15 protein-coding genes are annotated in these 16,017 nt (G+C 68.3%); 10 read left to right on the forward strand and 5 right to left on the reverse strand.

All coding sequences use genetic code 11. The annotated features are described in order from the left end of the window. Positions 1-120 precede the first annotated feature (120 nt). A complete protein-coding gene (locus tag ACRDTB_RS16445) occupies positions 121-1,446 on the forward strand; it encodes an MFS transporter (RefSeq protein WP_431431181.1) in 1,326 nt (441 codons plus the stop codon). A gap of 316 nt (positions 1,447-1,762) precedes the next feature. Here the strand turns inward: ACRDTB_RS16445 and ACRDTB_RS16450 are convergent, their stop codons facing one another. Next, entirely contained in the window at positions 1,763-2,470 is a 708-nt protein-coding gene (locus ACRDTB_RS16450; protein WP_431431183.1) for a 3-oxoacyl-[acyl-carrier-protein] synthase III C-terminal domain-containing protein, read from the reverse strand. 379 nt (positions 2,471-2,849) lie between these two features. Between ACRDTB_RS16450 and ACRDTB_RS16455 the strand changes: the two genes are divergently transcribed. Then, complete coding sequence (locus ACRDTB_RS16455; protein WP_431431184.1) at positions 2,850-3,281, forward strand: PaaI family thioesterase; 432 nt, start codon at positions 2,850-2,852, stop codon at positions 3,279-3,281. Here ACRDTB_RS16455 and ACRDTB_RS16460 read toward each other — a convergent pair. From ACRDTB_RS16460 to ACRDTB_RS16470, 3 genes are all read right to left on the reverse strand, one after another. Next, positions 3,253-4,500: an MFS transporter gene (locus ACRDTB_RS16460; RefSeq protein WP_431431185.1), complete on the reverse strand. Its 1,248-nt coding sequence runs from the start codon at positions 4,498-4,500 to the stop codon at positions 3,253-3,255. The genes ACRDTB_RS16455 and ACRDTB_RS16460 overlap by 29 nt on opposite strands. Before the next feature lie 26 nt (positions 4,501-4,526). Then, complete coding sequence (locus ACRDTB_RS16465; protein ID WP_431431186.1) at positions 4,527-6,113, reverse strand: class I adenylate-forming enzyme family protein; 1,587 nt, start codon at positions 6,111-6,113, stop codon at positions 4,527-4,529. 190 nt (positions 6,114-6,303) lie between these two features. Further along, positions 6,304-7,911 (reverse strand): class I adenylate-forming enzyme family protein, encoded by a 1,608-nt coding sequence (locus ACRDTB_RS16470; protein ID WP_431431187.1) that lies wholly within the window; start codon positions 7,909-7,911, stop codon positions 6,304-6,306. A 219-nt stretch (positions 7,912-8,130) separates the two neighbouring features. On the opposite strand from ACRDTB_RS16470, the gene ACRDTB_RS16475 reads away from it, so the two are divergent. The 3 genes from ACRDTB_RS16475 to ACRDTB_RS16485 are packed head-to-tail and all read left to right on the forward strand — an operon-like array spanning position 8,131 to position 10,371. Then, positions 8,131-8,724 carry a TIGR03086 family metal-binding protein gene (locus tag ACRDTB_RS16475; protein WP_431431188.1) on the forward strand — a complete coding sequence of 198 codons (594 nt, stop codon included), beginning with the start codon at positions 8,131-8,133 and terminating at the stop codon, positions 8,722-8,724. A 48-nt stretch (positions 8,725-8,772) separates the two neighbouring features. Next, positions 8,773-9,477 carry a sulfotransferase domain-containing protein gene (locus ACRDTB_RS16480; protein ID WP_431431189.1) on the forward strand — a complete coding sequence of 235 codons (705 nt, stop codon included), beginning with the start codon at positions 8,773-8,775 and terminating at the stop codon, positions 9,475-9,477. Between the two features lie 6 nt (positions 9,478-9,483). Next, positions 9,484-10,371 carry a hypothetical protein gene (locus ACRDTB_RS16485; protein ID WP_431431190.1) on the forward strand — a complete coding sequence of 296 codons (888 nt, stop codon included), beginning with the start codon at positions 9,484-9,486 and terminating at the stop codon, positions 10,369-10,371. Here ACRDTB_RS16485 and ACRDTB_RS16490 read toward each other — a convergent pair whose 3' ends face one another. Then, on the reverse strand, positions 10,372-10,644 hold the full coding sequence (locus tag ACRDTB_RS16490; RefSeq protein ID WP_431431191.1) for a phosphopantetheine-binding protein: 273 nt from the start codon (positions 10,642-10,644) through the stop codon (positions 10,372-10,374). Between the two features lie 234 nt (positions 10,645-10,878). On the opposite strand from ACRDTB_RS16490, the gene ACRDTB_RS16495 reads away from it, so the two are divergent. The 5 genes from ACRDTB_RS16495 (at position 10,879) to ACRDTB_RS16515 (ending at position 15,982) form a co-directional block, all read left to right on the forward strand. Further along, complete coding sequence (locus ACRDTB_RS16495) at positions 10,879-12,159, forward strand: condensation domain-containing protein (protein WP_431431192.1); 1,281 nt, start codon at positions 10,879-10,881, stop codon at positions 12,157-12,159. Between the two features lie 42 nt (positions 12,160-12,201). Continuing rightward, a complete protein-coding gene (locus ACRDTB_RS16500; RefSeq protein WP_431431193.1) occupies positions 12,202-13,173 on the forward strand; it encodes an NAD(P)-dependent alcohol dehydrogenase in 972 nt (323 codons plus the stop codon). Positions 13,174-13,266: 93 nt separating this feature from the next. After that, a complete protein-coding gene (locus tag ACRDTB_RS16505) occupies positions 13,267-13,782 on the forward strand; it encodes a hypothetical protein (protein ID WP_431431195.1) in 516 nt (171 codons plus the stop codon). A gap of 109 nt (positions 13,783-13,891) precedes the next feature. Continuing rightward, complete coding sequence (locus ACRDTB_RS16510; protein WP_431431196.1) at positions 13,892-14,089, forward strand: hypothetical protein; 198 nt, start codon at positions 13,892-13,894, stop codon at positions 14,087-14,089. Between the two features lie 90 nt (positions 14,090-14,179). Beyond that, positions 14,180-15,982 (forward strand): serine/threonine-protein kinase, encoded by a 1,803-nt coding sequence (locus tag ACRDTB_RS16515; RefSeq protein ID WP_431431197.1) that lies wholly within the window; start codon positions 14,180-14,182, stop codon positions 15,980-15,982. The last annotated feature ends 35 nt before the right edge of the window (positions 15,983-16,017 follow it).

The raw sequence follows: 16,017 nt of genomic DNA on the forward strand, positions 1-16,017 counted from the left end.
AGGCCAACTCGCCCTCCCCATGCTCCTGCACCGATTCCCCCACCTCACCCTCACCACCCCACCCGGCCAACGCCACACCCTCATGCTGCGCGGCTACGACACCCTCCCGGCCACCCTGACATGACCGAGGTCCGCGAGCCGACGAATCTCGGCGAGCAGAGGCAGCCGGGCGGCAGAGCCGGGCTCGCCATGCTGCTCGTCGCCTACGCCCTGTTCACCCTGGGCTCGATGGTGACCATCGTCGCCGTTCCCTGGCTGGTGCTCACCAACACCGGCAGTGCGACCAAGATGGGCGTGGTCGCCGCCGCCACGACAGTGCCGTTCCTGTTCACCAGTGTGTTCGCCACACCGGCTGCCGACCGGCTCGGCATGCAAGCCACGGTCGTCGTCACCAGTATGGGCGGCGCGCTGTCCATGGCGGTGGTCGCCATCGTTCCGGACATCAACTTCGGTGTGCTGCTGGCCATGGTGGCAGTGAGTGGCGGGTTGAACGGCGTTGGTGGCCGCGCGCAGCATGTTCTGCTGCGCCCGATGGGTGAAGCGGCCGGCATGCCCATGATCCGGGTGACCGCCATCTACGACGGGCTGAACAACGTCGCCATGCTGACCGGCGCCCCGCTGGGTGGCTTGCTCATCTACTGGATCGGTGCGCAAGGCGCCATCTGGGTGGACGCGTTGGCGATGGCGGCATGCGGGCTGATCGTGGCCACCCTGGTCCGGCCGCCAAAAGGCTCCTTGCCAGACAGCGGGGCCGCCGCGAACGAGCGGTATGTGGCCGCGTTGCTACGGGGCTTCCGGCACCTGTGGGCCGACCAGCTTCTGTTCGGAATGCTGCTCATGGTCACGTTGGCCAACCTGTTCAGCGTCGCGAACTCCGCGGTATTCGTGCCATTGTGGGTGTCCGACGTCTACGGCGCGGCACCTGCCATCGGGATCATTCTCGGGACGTATTCCGTGGGCGTGGTGCTCGGCAACGCCATCCTCACCGTACTGGCGACCAAGTTGCCGCAGTACCTGACCTTCATCGTCAGCATCGTGTTGTGCTGCGCACCCCGGCAGCTCATCCTGGGGCTTACCAACGAACTGGTATACGTGATTGTCCTGACATTCGTGTCGGGAGTGGCGGCGGCTGCCATCCGCCCAATACTCGGCGCAATGCTCTACGCACGAGTTCCGGTTGAGTTGCAGAACCGGGTATTCGGACTTGTTGCCGCGGTGTGCCGGGCCGGACTTGCCGTCGGCGGGGTTATGGCCGGATGGCTGGTCGCCGGACTCGGCTTGCGCGAGGCGATACTCATTTCCGGCATCGTGTGTTTCTTGGTGACTGTTGTTCCGTTACTGCGTTACCGGCACAGCGTGCACGGCCGGCTGCTCGCCGACGATGCCAAGCCTGCCAAGGACGACGAGCCTGCTCGCAGTGACGAGCCGGCTACCGAGAAGCACTGACCAGCACCCTGAAAGGTTCTCTCAACGGCAGTGGGCCGCACCGCGTTTCCGCGGCACGGGCCCACTGGTTTCGCGTTGACTAGCGGGAGACGTCGGCCTCGCCACCACCGAAAGCGGCAACCTCGCCACCACCGAAAGCGGCAACCTCGGCTCCGCCAAAGCTCACCACCATTTTGAACCTCCTTTGGTACGGGAACAATACGAACAAGAGTATCTAAAGTCCGGTTCTCCGCCGCAAGCTGCATTCGCTCAAACAGATTGCGCCAAATGGCGTGCAACCATTGGCAGTAAGCCCGTATAGCAAACGCGGAGAGCGCTAGTGTTCGAGAACCATCGCCGAGAAGATCGCGCCGTATCCGGCCGAGACGATGAGATAGCGGTCGCCCGCGGACAGCCGCCCGTTGTCCACGGCGGTGCGGTAGTTCAGGAACGAGTCCGCGGCGAACGTGTGGCCGAGCAGGGGGACGTTGTCCAGCAACACCACCGTGGGCGGCAGGCCGAGCCGCTGGCACACCTTCCGCCAAGAGCGCACGTTCACATTGTGCGGCAGGATCAGCCGAAGCTCCTCGACGCGCAGCCCGGCCCGCTCGGCGGCCGTGCTGATCACCTCGCCCACCAGCCCCGTGTACTGCTTGGCGAAGCGCTCCGCGTAGTCCAAGCCGTCGGTAGCCCAGTGGTCGAGATCGCCGCGCTGCAGTGTGGCGTAGCTCAGTACCCGATCGCGCGGGCCGTCCGCGGACACCAGGCAGGCCGCCGATGCCTCACCGAAGATCTGGGCCTCCGGCCGCAGCATCTCGTCAAGGGTGAAGACCTGCTCGCCGGCAACGATCAGCGCAAGTGCGTCCGGCTCACCGTCCATTGCCAGCAGCCGCCCGGCGATGTCCACCGCGAGCAGGCCGGAAGCACAACCGTGGTGGCTGACCGCGAACGCGGTTGCCGCGTGGAGGTTGAGCAGTTCGCACAGTTCTGGCAACGGGGTCAGCGGATGGGGCAGTGACACCGGCACGGTGCGCGCGTAGAGCACGTATCGGACCTTACTTTCGTTGACAGGTAGCGCTGACAGGCCCCGGGCGGCATGTGCGAGGAGGTCGAGAAGCGTCTCACTCGGCTTCTGGCGGCGGACTTCCGAGTAGCCGTACGACCGCCGGAGAGCGTCGACTGTGGAGGCTGGTATCCGCCAGTCGCTGAGGAGCTCCTCGAGTGGTACCCGGCGATCCGGAAGGTAGCCTGCGACCTCTCGTAGGGCGGTCATGCGAGCGAGAATACATCGTGCCGGGTCTCGCGCTGACCAACGTAACCTCAGGGGACCGTGATGGCACCCAGCCACAATCAACCGGCCATCCGCACCGTCCGCTGGGACGCAACCAACGCATTGAATTCCGGGGAGGCGGTAATGTCGGCTTATGACGGGCGAACGCAGGAACGGTTTCTGGGACGCCGTGGACGGCCGTGCTCCGATGCCGACGGCGGCGAAAACCCTGGGCTGGTCGCTGATCCAGGCGGACCCGGAGCGAGCCGAGATCGAGGTTTCCTTCGAGGCGACCGAGGACTTCCTCAACCCGGCGGGGACGGTGCAGGGAGGCTTCCTCACGGCCATGCTCGACGACACCATGGGGCCCGCGCTGGCGGCCATACTGGACCCAGGAATGTACGGAGCGACCCTAGAGCTCAAGGTGAGCTTCCTGCGGCCGGCCGAACCGGGGCGGCTGGTGGGTCGCGGACGGGTCGTGCACCGCGGTAGCTCCATCGCCTTTCTTTCCGGCGAGTTGCTGGACGCGTCCGGTCAGGTGGTTGCCGTGGGGTCGGCTACCGCTCGGATTCTGCGGGCTGGTTGAGCCGGCCGTGCACGCTGGGCCGGTAACGCAGCAGCGGAATCATGGTCACCAGCAAGCACAGGGAGCCGGAGACGAGAATCGCGGGCTGTAGCCCGAGGCCGGCCACCGCGAGCCCGGCGACTGTTCCGCCGAACGCGAGGCTGCTGCCGGTGACCGCGTTCACCATGCCGAACACGCGATTCTGCAGCTCGACCGGAACGCGGGAGTAGAGCATCGCGCCGAGAATCGGTCGGATCGTCGCCTGGGTGACGCCACACAGCACCGAGACGACGAGCACCACGATCAAGCTGTCGGTCAGCCCGAGAGTCAGTTGCCGGGGAGCGACGCACAACACCAGGCTGACGGTGAAGGTCAGGTATTGCGGCAGCCTCGGGCCGAATATGGTGAAGGCGATGTTGCCGAGAATCGCGCCGCCGGCGAACGCGCTGAGAATGAGGCCGACCGCGGGCGCGGCGCCGAACCGCTCGTCCACCCACAGCGGCACGAACACCGCATAGTTGGCCACGGTGAACAGGTTGATCACCGAGGTCATCACGAGCATCCCGACCAGCAGCCGATCCCGCCACAGGTGGCCGGCACCGCGCCGCAGTGCGGCGAAGTACGGCTCGTTCGCCGCCGCCGCTCGGTCCGGCATGGTCCCGGCCGGTGGACGCACCAGCAGCGCGACGAGCAACGCGGACAACGCGAAGCTCGCCACGTCGAACCAGATCGCGCCCTGTGGTCCGAGCCAGAAGATCAGCAGGCCGCCCAGCGGCGCACCGGTCACCATTGCCAGGTTGCCGGTCCCGTCGTAGATGGCGGTGGTCCGAATGATCTGCATGCCGGCGGCGTCGCTGACCGGACGGAGCAGGACGTGCTGGGCACGGCCGCCGACACCGGTGAGCGCACCCTTGACCGCGACCAGCGCCGCCAGTGGGAGGAACCCGATGTCCGGCGTGGCCGCGACGGCGACCATGGCGAGTGCGGCCGCGCCCTCGGCGACGATCAGCGTGCGCCGGATGCCGAGCCGGTCGGCCAGCGGGGTGCCGAACACCCCGGCCAGCAGCGAGGGAACCACGGTGGCCGCGGAGATCAGGCCCATCTTCGCCGGGCTGCCGGTGCTGACCAGCACCAACCACGGCACGGCCACCGTCGTCACGATGCTGCCGAGCATGGACACGATGTGTGCCGCCAGCAGCGCGACGAGCCCGACCCGACTGGCGGTGCTGCTCGCGCCCACCGACTCGCCTGTCTCGCTGACCGCGCTCAATCCGTTGTGCTTTCCACCAACACGTGCAGCGCCGCGTACTCCTCGCGCAGCCGCCGGGTGTTCGTCTTGCCGCTGCCGGTCCTGGGCAGATCGTCGACGAAGTCGAACGACCGCGGCGCCCACGCCCACGTGAGTTTCTCGGTCACCAGGTCGATGAGCTCCTGCTCGGTCACCGTGGCGCCGTCGGCGAGCACCACGTAGGCATGGGCGGCCTCACCGAGGCGCGGGTGTGGCACGCCGATCACCGCGGCCGCGCGGACCTGCGGGTGGGTGGTCAGCGCGTCCTCGATCGCACGCGGAAAGATGTGGTAGCTGCCGGACGTCGTGATGATGACGTCGCTGACCCGGCCGGTGAGGTAGATGTAGCCCTCGTCGTCGACGTAGCCGAGATCGCCGGTGCGCACCCAGCCGTCGACGAGCGTCTCCGCGGTCTGCTCCGGCCGGCTGACATAGCCGGCGAAGTTGAGCCTGCTGGCCACCCACAGCTCGCCGGTACCGCCCGCCGGCAGCACCGTGCCGTCCTCGCCGCGGATCTGCAGCCGCACGTCGCCGTACGCCGGCCCGCAGGAGCCGACCCGCTCCTGCCGGTGCGGGTCGGAGGCGACGCCGGGAAACGCGGAGATGAACGGAGATTCCGACAGGCCGTAGGTGATGCGGATGACCGGTCCGAACCGGTCGACGGCCTGTCGCAGCCGTACCGGGTTGGTGGCCGCGGTGCCCACGCTCAGCACGACCATCGCGGACAGATCGTGCTTGTCGATCTCGGGATGGTCCAGCAGCTCGTAGAGCATCAGCGGGGTGATGAACGTAGAGTTGACCTGTTCGGACTCCAGCAGCTCGAGAAACTCCGCGGCGCGGAAGAACCGCATGACCAGCAGCGTGCCGCCGGTGAACAGGTACAGAAACGCCGAGGTCTGCCCGGCGACGAACCACATCGGCGTCACGGAGAGGTGCCGGTAGCGTGGTTCGCCGGCGGCGACGATCTGTTCGGCGAGGGTGAGGATCTGCTCGTAGAGGTTTGCGGTGTGGAGCAGTGGTTTCGGGATCCCGGTGGTGCCGCTGGTCTGGAACACCGACTCCGGCGTGCCGGTCGCAGGGCCGGTCACACTGTCCACATCGAACGGTGCGGAGCCGGTGGGGCGCGGTGCGAGCACGTCCGGGCCGGCGCCGCCCGGACCGACGCAGAAGGTCGGAATCCTCAGCCGGTCAACGATGTCGCGACCGCGTTGCTCGTGCACGGCCACTTCGTACAGCAGCGCCTCGGGCCGCACCTGGTCGAGATAGGCAGCCAGCTCCATCACGGAGCTGGCATTGGACACCCACGCCGTGCGGCAACCGAGCAGGTGCAGTGCGAGCTGGATCATCGGTGCCTGCGGCGGAAAGCCGAGCATTATCGCCACCGTGGCGCCGGGCCGCAGACCCGAGTCGACCAGGTTCGCCGCGATGTCGAGGACCGCGGCGCGGAGTTCCGTATAGGTGAACCGAGTCTCGCCGACCACCAGTGCTTCCCGGTCGCCGTACTTCGCGAAAAGCTCCAGTGCACGCAACACATAGTCCGGTCCGGTGCCCGGCAGGGAATCCATCACATACTCCAGTTATTCTTCGGCCGCGAGTCACGAGGCGTTGCGCGCCAACGGATGCGAGCGGGTGAACCCTACCTGGGAAGGCGTCGCGACACGCCGGAGGACATGAATTCCCGTCACGGTGCGCGCGGCGTTCGGCTGAACGGGTCAGCGATACTGGTCCGTATGGGAACCCGCCGGCACCAGGACACTAAATCCTGACGGTCGGCCGCTCATCCGCCTCACGTGAACCGTCCGCGTGCTCGGCGGTGTACCTCGCCCGCAACTGCTTGAGGTCCGTCTTGCCGCTACCGGTTCGCGGCAGCGCGTCGATGAACTCGAACGTGCGGGGCGTCCAGGTTCGGCTGAGCTTGCCGGCGACCAGATCGCCGAGCTCCTTCTCGGTGACCGTCGCGCCCTCGGCCAGCACGACGTAGGAGTGTGCGGCCTCGCCGCGGTCGGCGTCCGGCACGCCGATCACCGCGGCCTCCCGTACGTCGGGGTGCGTCGCCAGGACGTCCTCGATCGGCCGGGGGAAGATGTGGATGCTGCCGGAGCCGGTGATGATCATGTCGCTGGCCCGGCCCGTGAGGTAGACGTAGCCCGCCTCGTCGACGTGGCCGAGGTCCCGGGTGCGCAGCCAGCCGTCCACCAAGGTCTCCGTGGTCAGCTCCGGCATCCCCACATAGCCGGCGAAGTTGAGCTTGGTGGCCACCCACAGCTCGCCGGTCTCGCCCGGTGGCAGGACCGTGCCGTCCTCGCCGCGGATCTGCAGCCGCACGTCGCCGTAGGTGGTGCCGCACGACCGCAGCCGGCCCGGCCGCTCGGGATCCTCGTCGATGTTGGGAAACGCGGAGATGAAGGGGGATTCCGACAGCCCGTAGGTGATGCGGACGACCGGTCCGAACCGCTCGATGCCCTGTCGCAGCCGGGCGGGGGTGATCGCCGCACTGCCGATGCTCAGCGTGTGCAGGCTCGAGCAGTCGTACCTCTTCGAGTCCGGATGGTCCAACAGGTCGGAGAACATCAACGGGGAGACATACGCGGAATTGATCCGTTCCCGCTCGATGATGCCGAGAAACTCCCGTGCGCCAAGGAAACGCATGGTCACGAGTGTGGATCCGGTGAACAGGTACAGAAACGCCGAGGTCTGCCCGGAAACGATCCACAGTGGAGTGACGGTGAGGTGCCGGTAGCGTGGTTCGCCGGCGGCGACGATCTGTTCGGCGAGGGTGAGGATCTGCTCGTAGAGGTTTGCGGTGTGGAGCAGTGGTTTCGGGATTCCGGTGGTGCCGCTGGTCTGGAACACCGACTCCGGCGTGCCGGTCGCAGGGCCGGTCACACTGTCCACATCGAACGGTGCGGAGCCGGCGGGGCGAGCGGCGAGCACGTCCGGCCCCGCGCCGTTCGGGCCGAGGCAGAACGCCGGCACGCCAAGGCTTTCCGTGTGCTTGCGCCCCCGCTGGCCGTGGGTCCGTGCGTCATAGACGAATGCCTCCGGTCGCACCTTGGCGAGGTAGGCGTCCTGCTCGACGGGGGTGCCGCTGCCCGAGATCCACGCCGTCCGGCAACCGAGCAGGTGCAACGCCAACTGCAGCATCGGCGCCTCGACCGGATGGCCGACCAGTACCGCGACCGTCGTGCCGGGACGCAGACCGTGCGCGGCGAAGTTCGCGGCGATGTCCAACACACCGGCGCGCAGCTCGGCGAAGGTGAGCCGCCGGTCGCCGGCGACCAGTGCCACTCGGTCGGCGTATCCGGCGAACAGATCCAGCGCCTTGCGCACGTAGTTCGGCCGCATGTCCGGCTCGGCTGCCATCTCGTTCTCCACACGCTTCGCTACGCGAGTCACCAGGTTTCGTTCGCCGAATCGTTGCGGCGACGGTGGACTTTACCTCCGTGGCCCCGACGACGGTTGGGTTTGGCGAACAACCACACAGCACCACGATGACGTAGGCCGAACGGGGTAACTCGTTCGTCGATTCGCGCGAGCGGTTTCGCGGGTTTCGTGCACGCCGCCGGCTGTACTGTCTGCCGCATGGATCTGCGAGAGCTCGATCGGCGGGCGTCAGAGGCCACCTGCCGCATCGTGGAGAGCGTGTCGGACGACCAGTTGCGGCGACCGACGCCGTGCGTGGAATGGGATCTCGCCGTGTTGCTGCGGCACATGACCGCGAACAACCACGGCTTCGCCGACGCCGCCGAAGGCGAGCCGGCGGATCCGGACGTATGGGTGGGACTGCCGCTCGGCGAGGACTGGCGGGCCGCGTACCAGGAGTCAGCACGGCGGGTGGCGGCGGCGTTCGCCGACGACGCGGTGCTCGACCGGACCGTCGAGGTGCTCGACTACGGGACGATGCCGGGATCCGGTGCCATCGGCATGCACTTCATCGACTACCTGGTGCACGGCTGGGACGTGGCGCGGGCAATTGGTCAGGACCCGGCACTGGACGAGGAGTCCTGTCGTACCGTACTGACGATGGGGCAGGGTTGGCCGGACATCCCGCGGGTGTGGGGTGGTCCCGGTGCGCCGTGGGGACACCGGTTTTCGGTCGCCGAGGACGCGCCGGTGGCGCACCGGATGCTGGGCTTTCTGGGGCGATCGCCGAGCTGGCCTGACCAGGACCTGTAGGAGGGGCACGTGCTTCGTGCGTTTTATGCAAGGCATCGAGCGGCGTCGATGTGGTCCAAGGCGATCGTGCGGGACGTCGCGGCGACGCTGCGCATGCGGTTCCAGATCTACTTCGTCCATCACCAGTGGGCGGAGCACGGCTCGCTTGGCGACGCGGTGGCGGCGTTGCGGCCGGACTTCCTGATGTTGACCAATGCCAGGCAGCCGGATGTCGACACGTTGCCGGAATCGCGTGGTGTGCACCTGTTCCGAGACCCGCGGGACATGGTGGTGTCCGCCTACTTCAGCCACCGCAACTCTCATCCGATCGAAGTGGACGGAGTGAAGTGGACGGAGCTGATCCGGCATCGAATCAATCTGCTCAAGCTGGACAAGGACGCCGGAATGGCGGCCGAGGTCGAGTTCAGTGGGTACTTCCTCGATCACCTGCTCTCGTGGCATTACGACGCCCCGAACGTCCTGCCCGTTCGGATGGAGGACCTGGTCAGCGACTCGGCCGCGCAGTGGCGGCGCATGCTCGCGCACTGGCAGGTGCTCGACCTGCTACCCGACGGCCATCTCGACGAGTTGTTGCGGACTCACAGCTTCGATCAGATGGCCGGTGGGACAAGGAAGATCGGCGAGGAGGACGAGACCAGCCACTACCGTAAGGGCGTCCCCGGCGATTGGCGCAACCATCTCACCGACGACCACCTCAAGCTCTTCCGCAAGCGCTACGGCGACCTCGTGGAGCGCCTGGGTTACGACTGGTAGCGCGGGATGCGTGGCATGTTCGTCACCGGCCCGCTGACCGCGGGTGAGGTGAACGGCGACGGCAATCGGGTGCGAGTGCACAGTGCGGCGAGCCGGACCTTCGATGAGCTGACCGGCCAGGTGCTCAACCCGGCGCTGCGTGGCTACGTCGCCGACCTGACCGCACCGTACGGGATCGCGGTGCGCGAGGATCTGATCGAGCGGGGCGTCGGGCACTCCTACGGGGAGATGTGCCTGCCGCTGCTGGCCGAGCTGGTGTCCGAGGAGCGTCCGGCCGACCTGCTCGTGCTCGCTACCGAAATCCCCGACGCTCGCCTCGGCCGGGCCACCGCGACGTACCTGAGCTGGCAGTGCGCGGGTGCTCCGCTGGCGTTCGCGGTCTGCGATCAGGGGCTGCTGGCCGCGTTCACCGCGCTGCATCTGATCGACGGTTACGCACGCACCGGCGGTTGCCGGCGAGCGGTGCTGCTGGTCGCCGAGCAACCGACCTTGTACCACGAACTTCCCGTGCCCACACCGGTTCCGGATCGCGCCGCGGCGGTGGGAGTGGTGCTGGAACCGGGCGGGCGGCGGGGTGCGCTGTCGATCCGGCGGCACACGAAGCTGGCGGAGCATCATGTGGCCGAGGTGCTGGCCGCCGAGGTGGCCCGGCTTTCCGGCGACCGGCCGGAGCCGACGGTGCTTCTCGGAGCACGTCTGGCTGAGGTGGTAGCGGATCGGAGCGTCGGCGGCGACGTGCGGGTGTGCCGGGAGAACCAGCCGTTCACCGGTGTCTGGCTCGAGCTTTCGCGCGGCCTGTTCGGCTGGCAGGACAGCGGAGCGCAGGTGTTGCTCGCGGAGTACGACCCGACGCTGGGATACCTGTTCTCCGCCACCGTTCGTTGCGGCGGATAGTCACCCGGACTGTGGCAACTCCGTCTTCTCGCTCCGCAGCTCTTGCACGGCCCGCCACACCGCGCCGGCGGTGGCGAAGGTGTCACTGGAGAAATACTCGTCGGCGAAGGTCACGCCGTACTCCGCCTCCAGCGCCATGACCAAGCTGATCAACTGAACCGAGTCGAGCCCGGCCGCCGCGAGGTCGGTATCCGGTTCGAGGGTGGCCCCGTCCGGGAACTCCGGCAGGTTCTCGCGCAGCAGGGCCGGATACCGGTCATCCCAGTCACTCATCGTGCCAGGTTCTCCACATTGACTGTGGCCGTCAACGACAAACCTGACAACACCGGTATCGGTGTGGCGTGGATCACAGTCAATGGTCCAAATAGCGGGTCCCGCCGACGAATGCGTACAGCACGTGATCGATTGCTCCGTGTCATATTCATGGGTGCGTGGTCAAGCGCTGGCAAAATCGTCCGAACGTGATCGGGCCGCTGCTACGGTGAGCCGTCCTGGCGAGGAGGACCGATGACGGTAATCGACAGATCCATGCTGACTTTCGGCCAGCTGTCCTTGTGGCGCTCGATTGAACGTTTCTCGCCGGAGCAAATGCGCGGGGTCAACCTGCGACAGGTCTGGCCGCTGCCGGACGGGGTCACGGCCGCCGACGTGCGGGGTGTGCTCGAGGCGCTGGAGGAGCGCCACGAGGCGATTCGTACGCGCTACCGGCTCGACCTCGGCCGCGATCTCGCACAGCTGGTCTGGGCGCCGGAGCCGGTCGTGCTCGATGTGCGGGAAGGTGGTGCGGACGCCACGGCGTTCGCCAGGCAGGTGAGTGCGGAGCTCGGCGACGAGCTGTTCGATCTGGCCGTGGACAAGCCGTGGCGGGCGAGGCTGATCACCTCGGCCGGCCGGCCGGCATGCCTTGTGGTGTCGGTACATCACATCACCGCGGACGGCTGGTCGATGCAGCAACTGGGCACGGAGTTCCTCGATCTCCTCGCTGGAAAGGATCTCGGCGAGTCCGCGCCGACGTGCCGGGAGCTTGCCGAGGAGCAGCACTCCGACGCCTGGGCGGACCGCAGGACGGCCGCCGTCGAGTACTGGCGGCGTGTGGTGGCCGAGGCGCCGGAACCGCCGGACGAGCTGTCCGCGGACGCGCGCACCCGATGGGCGACGCTACGGTCGGTGTCCTCGCTGCGCGACGCTCAGCTGCTCGCCGAGCAGGTCGGGATCCCGCTGCCCAGCGTGGTGTTCGCCGCGTACGCGGCGGCGCTGCGCACGCGGACGGTTCGCGACGCCCACCTCGTCGCCCTGTTCGCCGGCAACCGTCTTGAGCCCAAATGGCGCAGCCTGGTCACCTCGATGAACCAGCTGGCGCCGATGGTCGCCCGCCGCGTCGACGGGGAGGATCTGCCGACCGGTGCGCGCCGCCTGCATTGGGAGTCGTTGCGGTCGCTGCGGCACGGAATCTTCGACGTGGACGAGGTCACCGACGCGGTGAGCGAATACGGAAAGAATGGTGTCGGCGGCGGGTTCCGCTATTTCTACAATTTCCGCAACATGGCGCAGGTGGCCATTCCGCCGGCGACCGCCGGCCGCGCCGCGGAAAATGACTGGAGTGTCGAGACCTCGTCGTCGGAACGCAATAATCAGAGCCCGTTCTATTTGCGTGCGCATGCCGGCGAGGAGCTCATGCTCTCCCTGCAGGAGACGTCCTCGGCCGACGACTTCGAGCCGATGCGGTGCTTCGTGATCACCATGGCCGAGCAGTTGCGAGACGCGGCCATGGCCGGGCACGCCGGGTAGCGGTCCGCCCCCGGTTGCTCGCCGGTGGGTTAGGGTCTCTGCGTGAAGGCCGCGGTTCACACCAGGTACGGCCCACCGGAGGTCGTTCGGATTCAGGACGTGGACAAGCCGGCGGTCGGGGACCGGGACGTGCTCGTCCGGGTGCACACGGCGACGGTGAACCGGACGGACTGCGCCTACCGGGCGGCCAGGCCCTTCTTCATACGACTCCTCACCGGCCTCGCCCGGCCGCGACGGACGATCCTGGGGACCGAGTTCGCCGGAGAGATCGAGGCCGCCGGCCGCGGAGTCACGACCTTCGCGGTCGGCGACCGGGTGTTCGGTTACAACGAAGGCGCGTTCGGGACGCACGCCGAGTACCTGTCGGTTCCGGAGGACGGTTCGATCGCGACCATCCCGGAGGGCATGGCCTTCGAGCAGGTCGCTCCCGGTACCGAGGGCGCGCACTACGCCCTCGCGTTCGTCAGGCACGCGGGGACCAGGGCCGGGCAGGACGTCCTCGTGTACGGCGCGACCGGCGGGATCGGATCGGCGGCCGTGCAACTGCTCAAGAGCCTCGACGTCACCGTGACCGCGGTGTGCGACACGGCGAACCTGGAGCTGGTGCGGGGTTTGGGCGCCGACCGGGTCGTCGACTACACGGCGGGGGACTTCACCGAGGACGAGCAGACCTACGACGCGGTGTTCGACGCGGTGGGCAAGAGCACGTTCGGCCACTGCAAGCGACTGCTGAAGCCCGGCGCGGTGTACGTGTCCTCGGAGCTGGGTCCCTGGGCCCAGAACCCGGTCCTGGCGCTCGTCACCCCGCTGCTTCGCGGCCGGCGGGTGAGGTTCCCGGTCCCGCGGGACAACCAGGAGATCGTCCGCCACCTGCGCGAGCTGATCGCGTCCGGGAAGTTCGAGCCGGTCATCGACCGGCGGTACCCGCTGGACCAGATCGTCGATGCCTACCGGTACGTGGAGACCGGACAGAAGATCGGCAACGTCGTGATCACCGTCGCGCCGACGGACTGACCGAGCGGACCGACCGGGGTATCTGCTCCCGCCCCGCCGACTCCTGTTCAGTGGCCGTGAAATTCGCGTGCCACGAACCATGGGGGAAGTTTCGTGAGTGTTCGAAGGAAGATCATGGCCGGGATCGCGTTGCCGATGCTGGCCGCGACCGGTCTGGCGTTCGTCCCGCAGGTAGCCGCCGCGTCGCCCGCGGCACCGCAGAGCGACGAGGTGGGCGTCCGCAGCGTCGTCAAGATCGCCCAGTCGGCGAGCGCCGCCGAGGCGGCCCAGCTCGACCTCGCGGTGCAGGCTGACAGCCACGGCTGCAGCGGCAACGAGGCGTCGAACAACAGCTATGTCCACGTCTGCTTCGTGCGTAACGGGGACAAGATCTGGGTACGCGACGACGAGTCGAACGGCCGCTCGGCGGTGGGCCAGCTCGACTTCTACGACGCGGGCTCGCGGTACTACGGGTACTGCCTCAACCCGAACAGCCACGCCAGTGGCATCTGGGTGTACTGCAGCTTCTCCGAGGCCGACGAGAACACGACCGCGTACTACCGCGGTTACGACACGGTCGGCGATTCCGTCGGCCATTTCACGTCGTGGCAGGCTGAGTCGACCAGCTGACCGACAACCCGTACGGCGTCGGCCGGTCCCGGATGGGGCCGGCCGACGCGCGTCGCCGCCCTGCCGGGAACCTCTGGCGCGCGCGAGCGGAACGCGCGAGACTGGCCGGATGAAGGGCTGGACGCTGGTGACGGTCGGTGTGGTGTGCGTGGTGGTCGGCGGTGTCTGGTTCCTGCAGGGGCTCGGGGTGATCGGCGGCAGCTTCATGTCGAGCTCGTCGACGTGGCTGGTGATCGGGCTGGTCCTCGCGGTGGCCGGCCTGGCGATCGTCACCCTGGGCGCGCGCGGGCTACGCAAACAGGTGTGAGCGCCGCACAGCTATCTGTCCACTCGGGACTGTCGGCTCCGCGCCCGGGGGTGTCTCGCCAGGGCAGCTGAGTGTCATTAGCATGAGACGGTGCGTAGCGGGGACGTCATCGTCGGCAGGTATCGGCTCGAGGACGCCGTGGGCACGGGCGGCATGGGGGTCGTGTGGCGCGCCACGGATCTCGAGCTGCGCCGGGTGGTCGCGATCAAGCGGGCCGACACCGGTGACGGCGAGGACATCCGCCGGGAGGCCCGGATCGGGGCGGGGCTGCAGCATCCCAACGTGATCGCCGTGTTCGACGTGGTGGTCGAGGACGGCGAGCGGTACCTGGTCATGGAGTACCTGCCGGCGCGCAGTCTGGCGGAGATCCTGCGGACCGACGGACCGCTGTCGCCCTGCCGCGCGGCGCACGTCGGTGAGCAGGTCGCCGCCGCGCTGTCCGCCATGCACGCCAGGGGGATGGTGCATCGGGACATCACCCCGGGCAACATCCTCATCGCCGAGGACGCGACGGTGAAGCTGGCCGATCTCGGCATCGCGGTGTGGGCCCAGGTCACCCTGACCGGGACGGCGCACAGCCCGGGCACGCCCGGGTACGTGGCTCCGGAGGTGGCCATGGGGACCGCCGTCACGCCGGCGGCCGACCTGTACGCGCTCGGCGTGACGCTGTCGGCCGCCGTCGAGGGCAACGAGCCGACCAGACCGGGCTCCGCGCTCGCCAACCTGCTGACCGCGCTGACCGATCCAGCCCCGGCTCGCCGGCCGACCGCCGGCGAGTCCGTCCAGCGCCTCAGGGCGATCGCCACCACCGGGCGGCCCTGGCGCCGGGTCAACCGCGGTGTGCTCGCGACCGCCGCCGGCCTCGGCGTGGTCGGCGTGCTCGTCGCCGGTGTCCTCCTCGTGCCGGGGGCCGAGTCGGACTCGGCCACCACGGGCGAGGAGCCCGCGCCGTCGCCTCGCCGCGAGGTGCCCGGTGCGCCCGCCGACGGCGACGCCGAGCTGCTGTACGGCCTTGGTGGCGGGGCCGACGCGGCGCGGGCGAGCGAGCTGGTGCGGGACACCCCGACCTGGCTGCTCTCCACCACGTACCACAAGCCGAGCGACCTACCGACGTTGACGAGCTGGCGCGACAGCCTGGTGCCCGACGCCTACGCGAACGGGTACGCGCTGCACCTGGTCGTGGCGAACTGGGTGGAGGACAGCCCCGAGGTCCCGTTCGACACCGAGTACGGCCCGGCCTGTGGCCGGCGTGAGCCCCTGTCCGACGACTTCCTCAAGCACATGCGTACGCTCGCGCGGACCTTCGCCGGTCGAGCCGACGGCCCCCCGCTGTACGTCACCGTGTTTCACGAGGTCAGCGCGATGGCCTGCGGCTATGACGGGTACTACGCCCACACCCCCGCCGCGACCGCGTACTTCGAGGCGCTGAAGGACCGCTACCTGGAGGTCCGGGACGTCTTCCACACCGAGGCGCCCAACGCGCGGGTGTCGCTGGGATGGCAGTCGTGGCAGGCCACCCTCGACGACGACCCCGAGACGGGTGCCGGCCCGTCCATGTTCGAGCACTTCGCCGACGTGCTGGAGGCTTCGGACTTCCAGTCGGTCGTGAGCAAGCAACCGCACGGCAACGTCGAGCAGATCCGGCGCAGCGTCGACATCCTCGGCGAGTACGGCCAGGTCATGGTGGCCGGCTACGGCAACAAGGACGTCCCGCCCGACGTCGTCGACCAGGACGTACGCACGCTGCTCACCGACGAGTCGGTCGCCGACCTCACCGCGGCCGGCCTCTTCGCCTGGAGCTTCAACCGAGAACTGAACCTGATCGAGGCAGGCCGGTCGACCTACGACTTCGTCAAGGACGCCGTGCGCCGCACCGGCCGTGCGCCGCGGTAGGCCCAAACCCCGGCGCACCGGTCATCGGGGCGCCT

It is taken from the genome of Actinophytocola sp. (assembly GCF_050699935.1).
Lineage (GTDB): Bacteria > Actinomycetota > Actinomycetes > Mycobacteriales > Pseudonocardiaceae > Actinophytocola.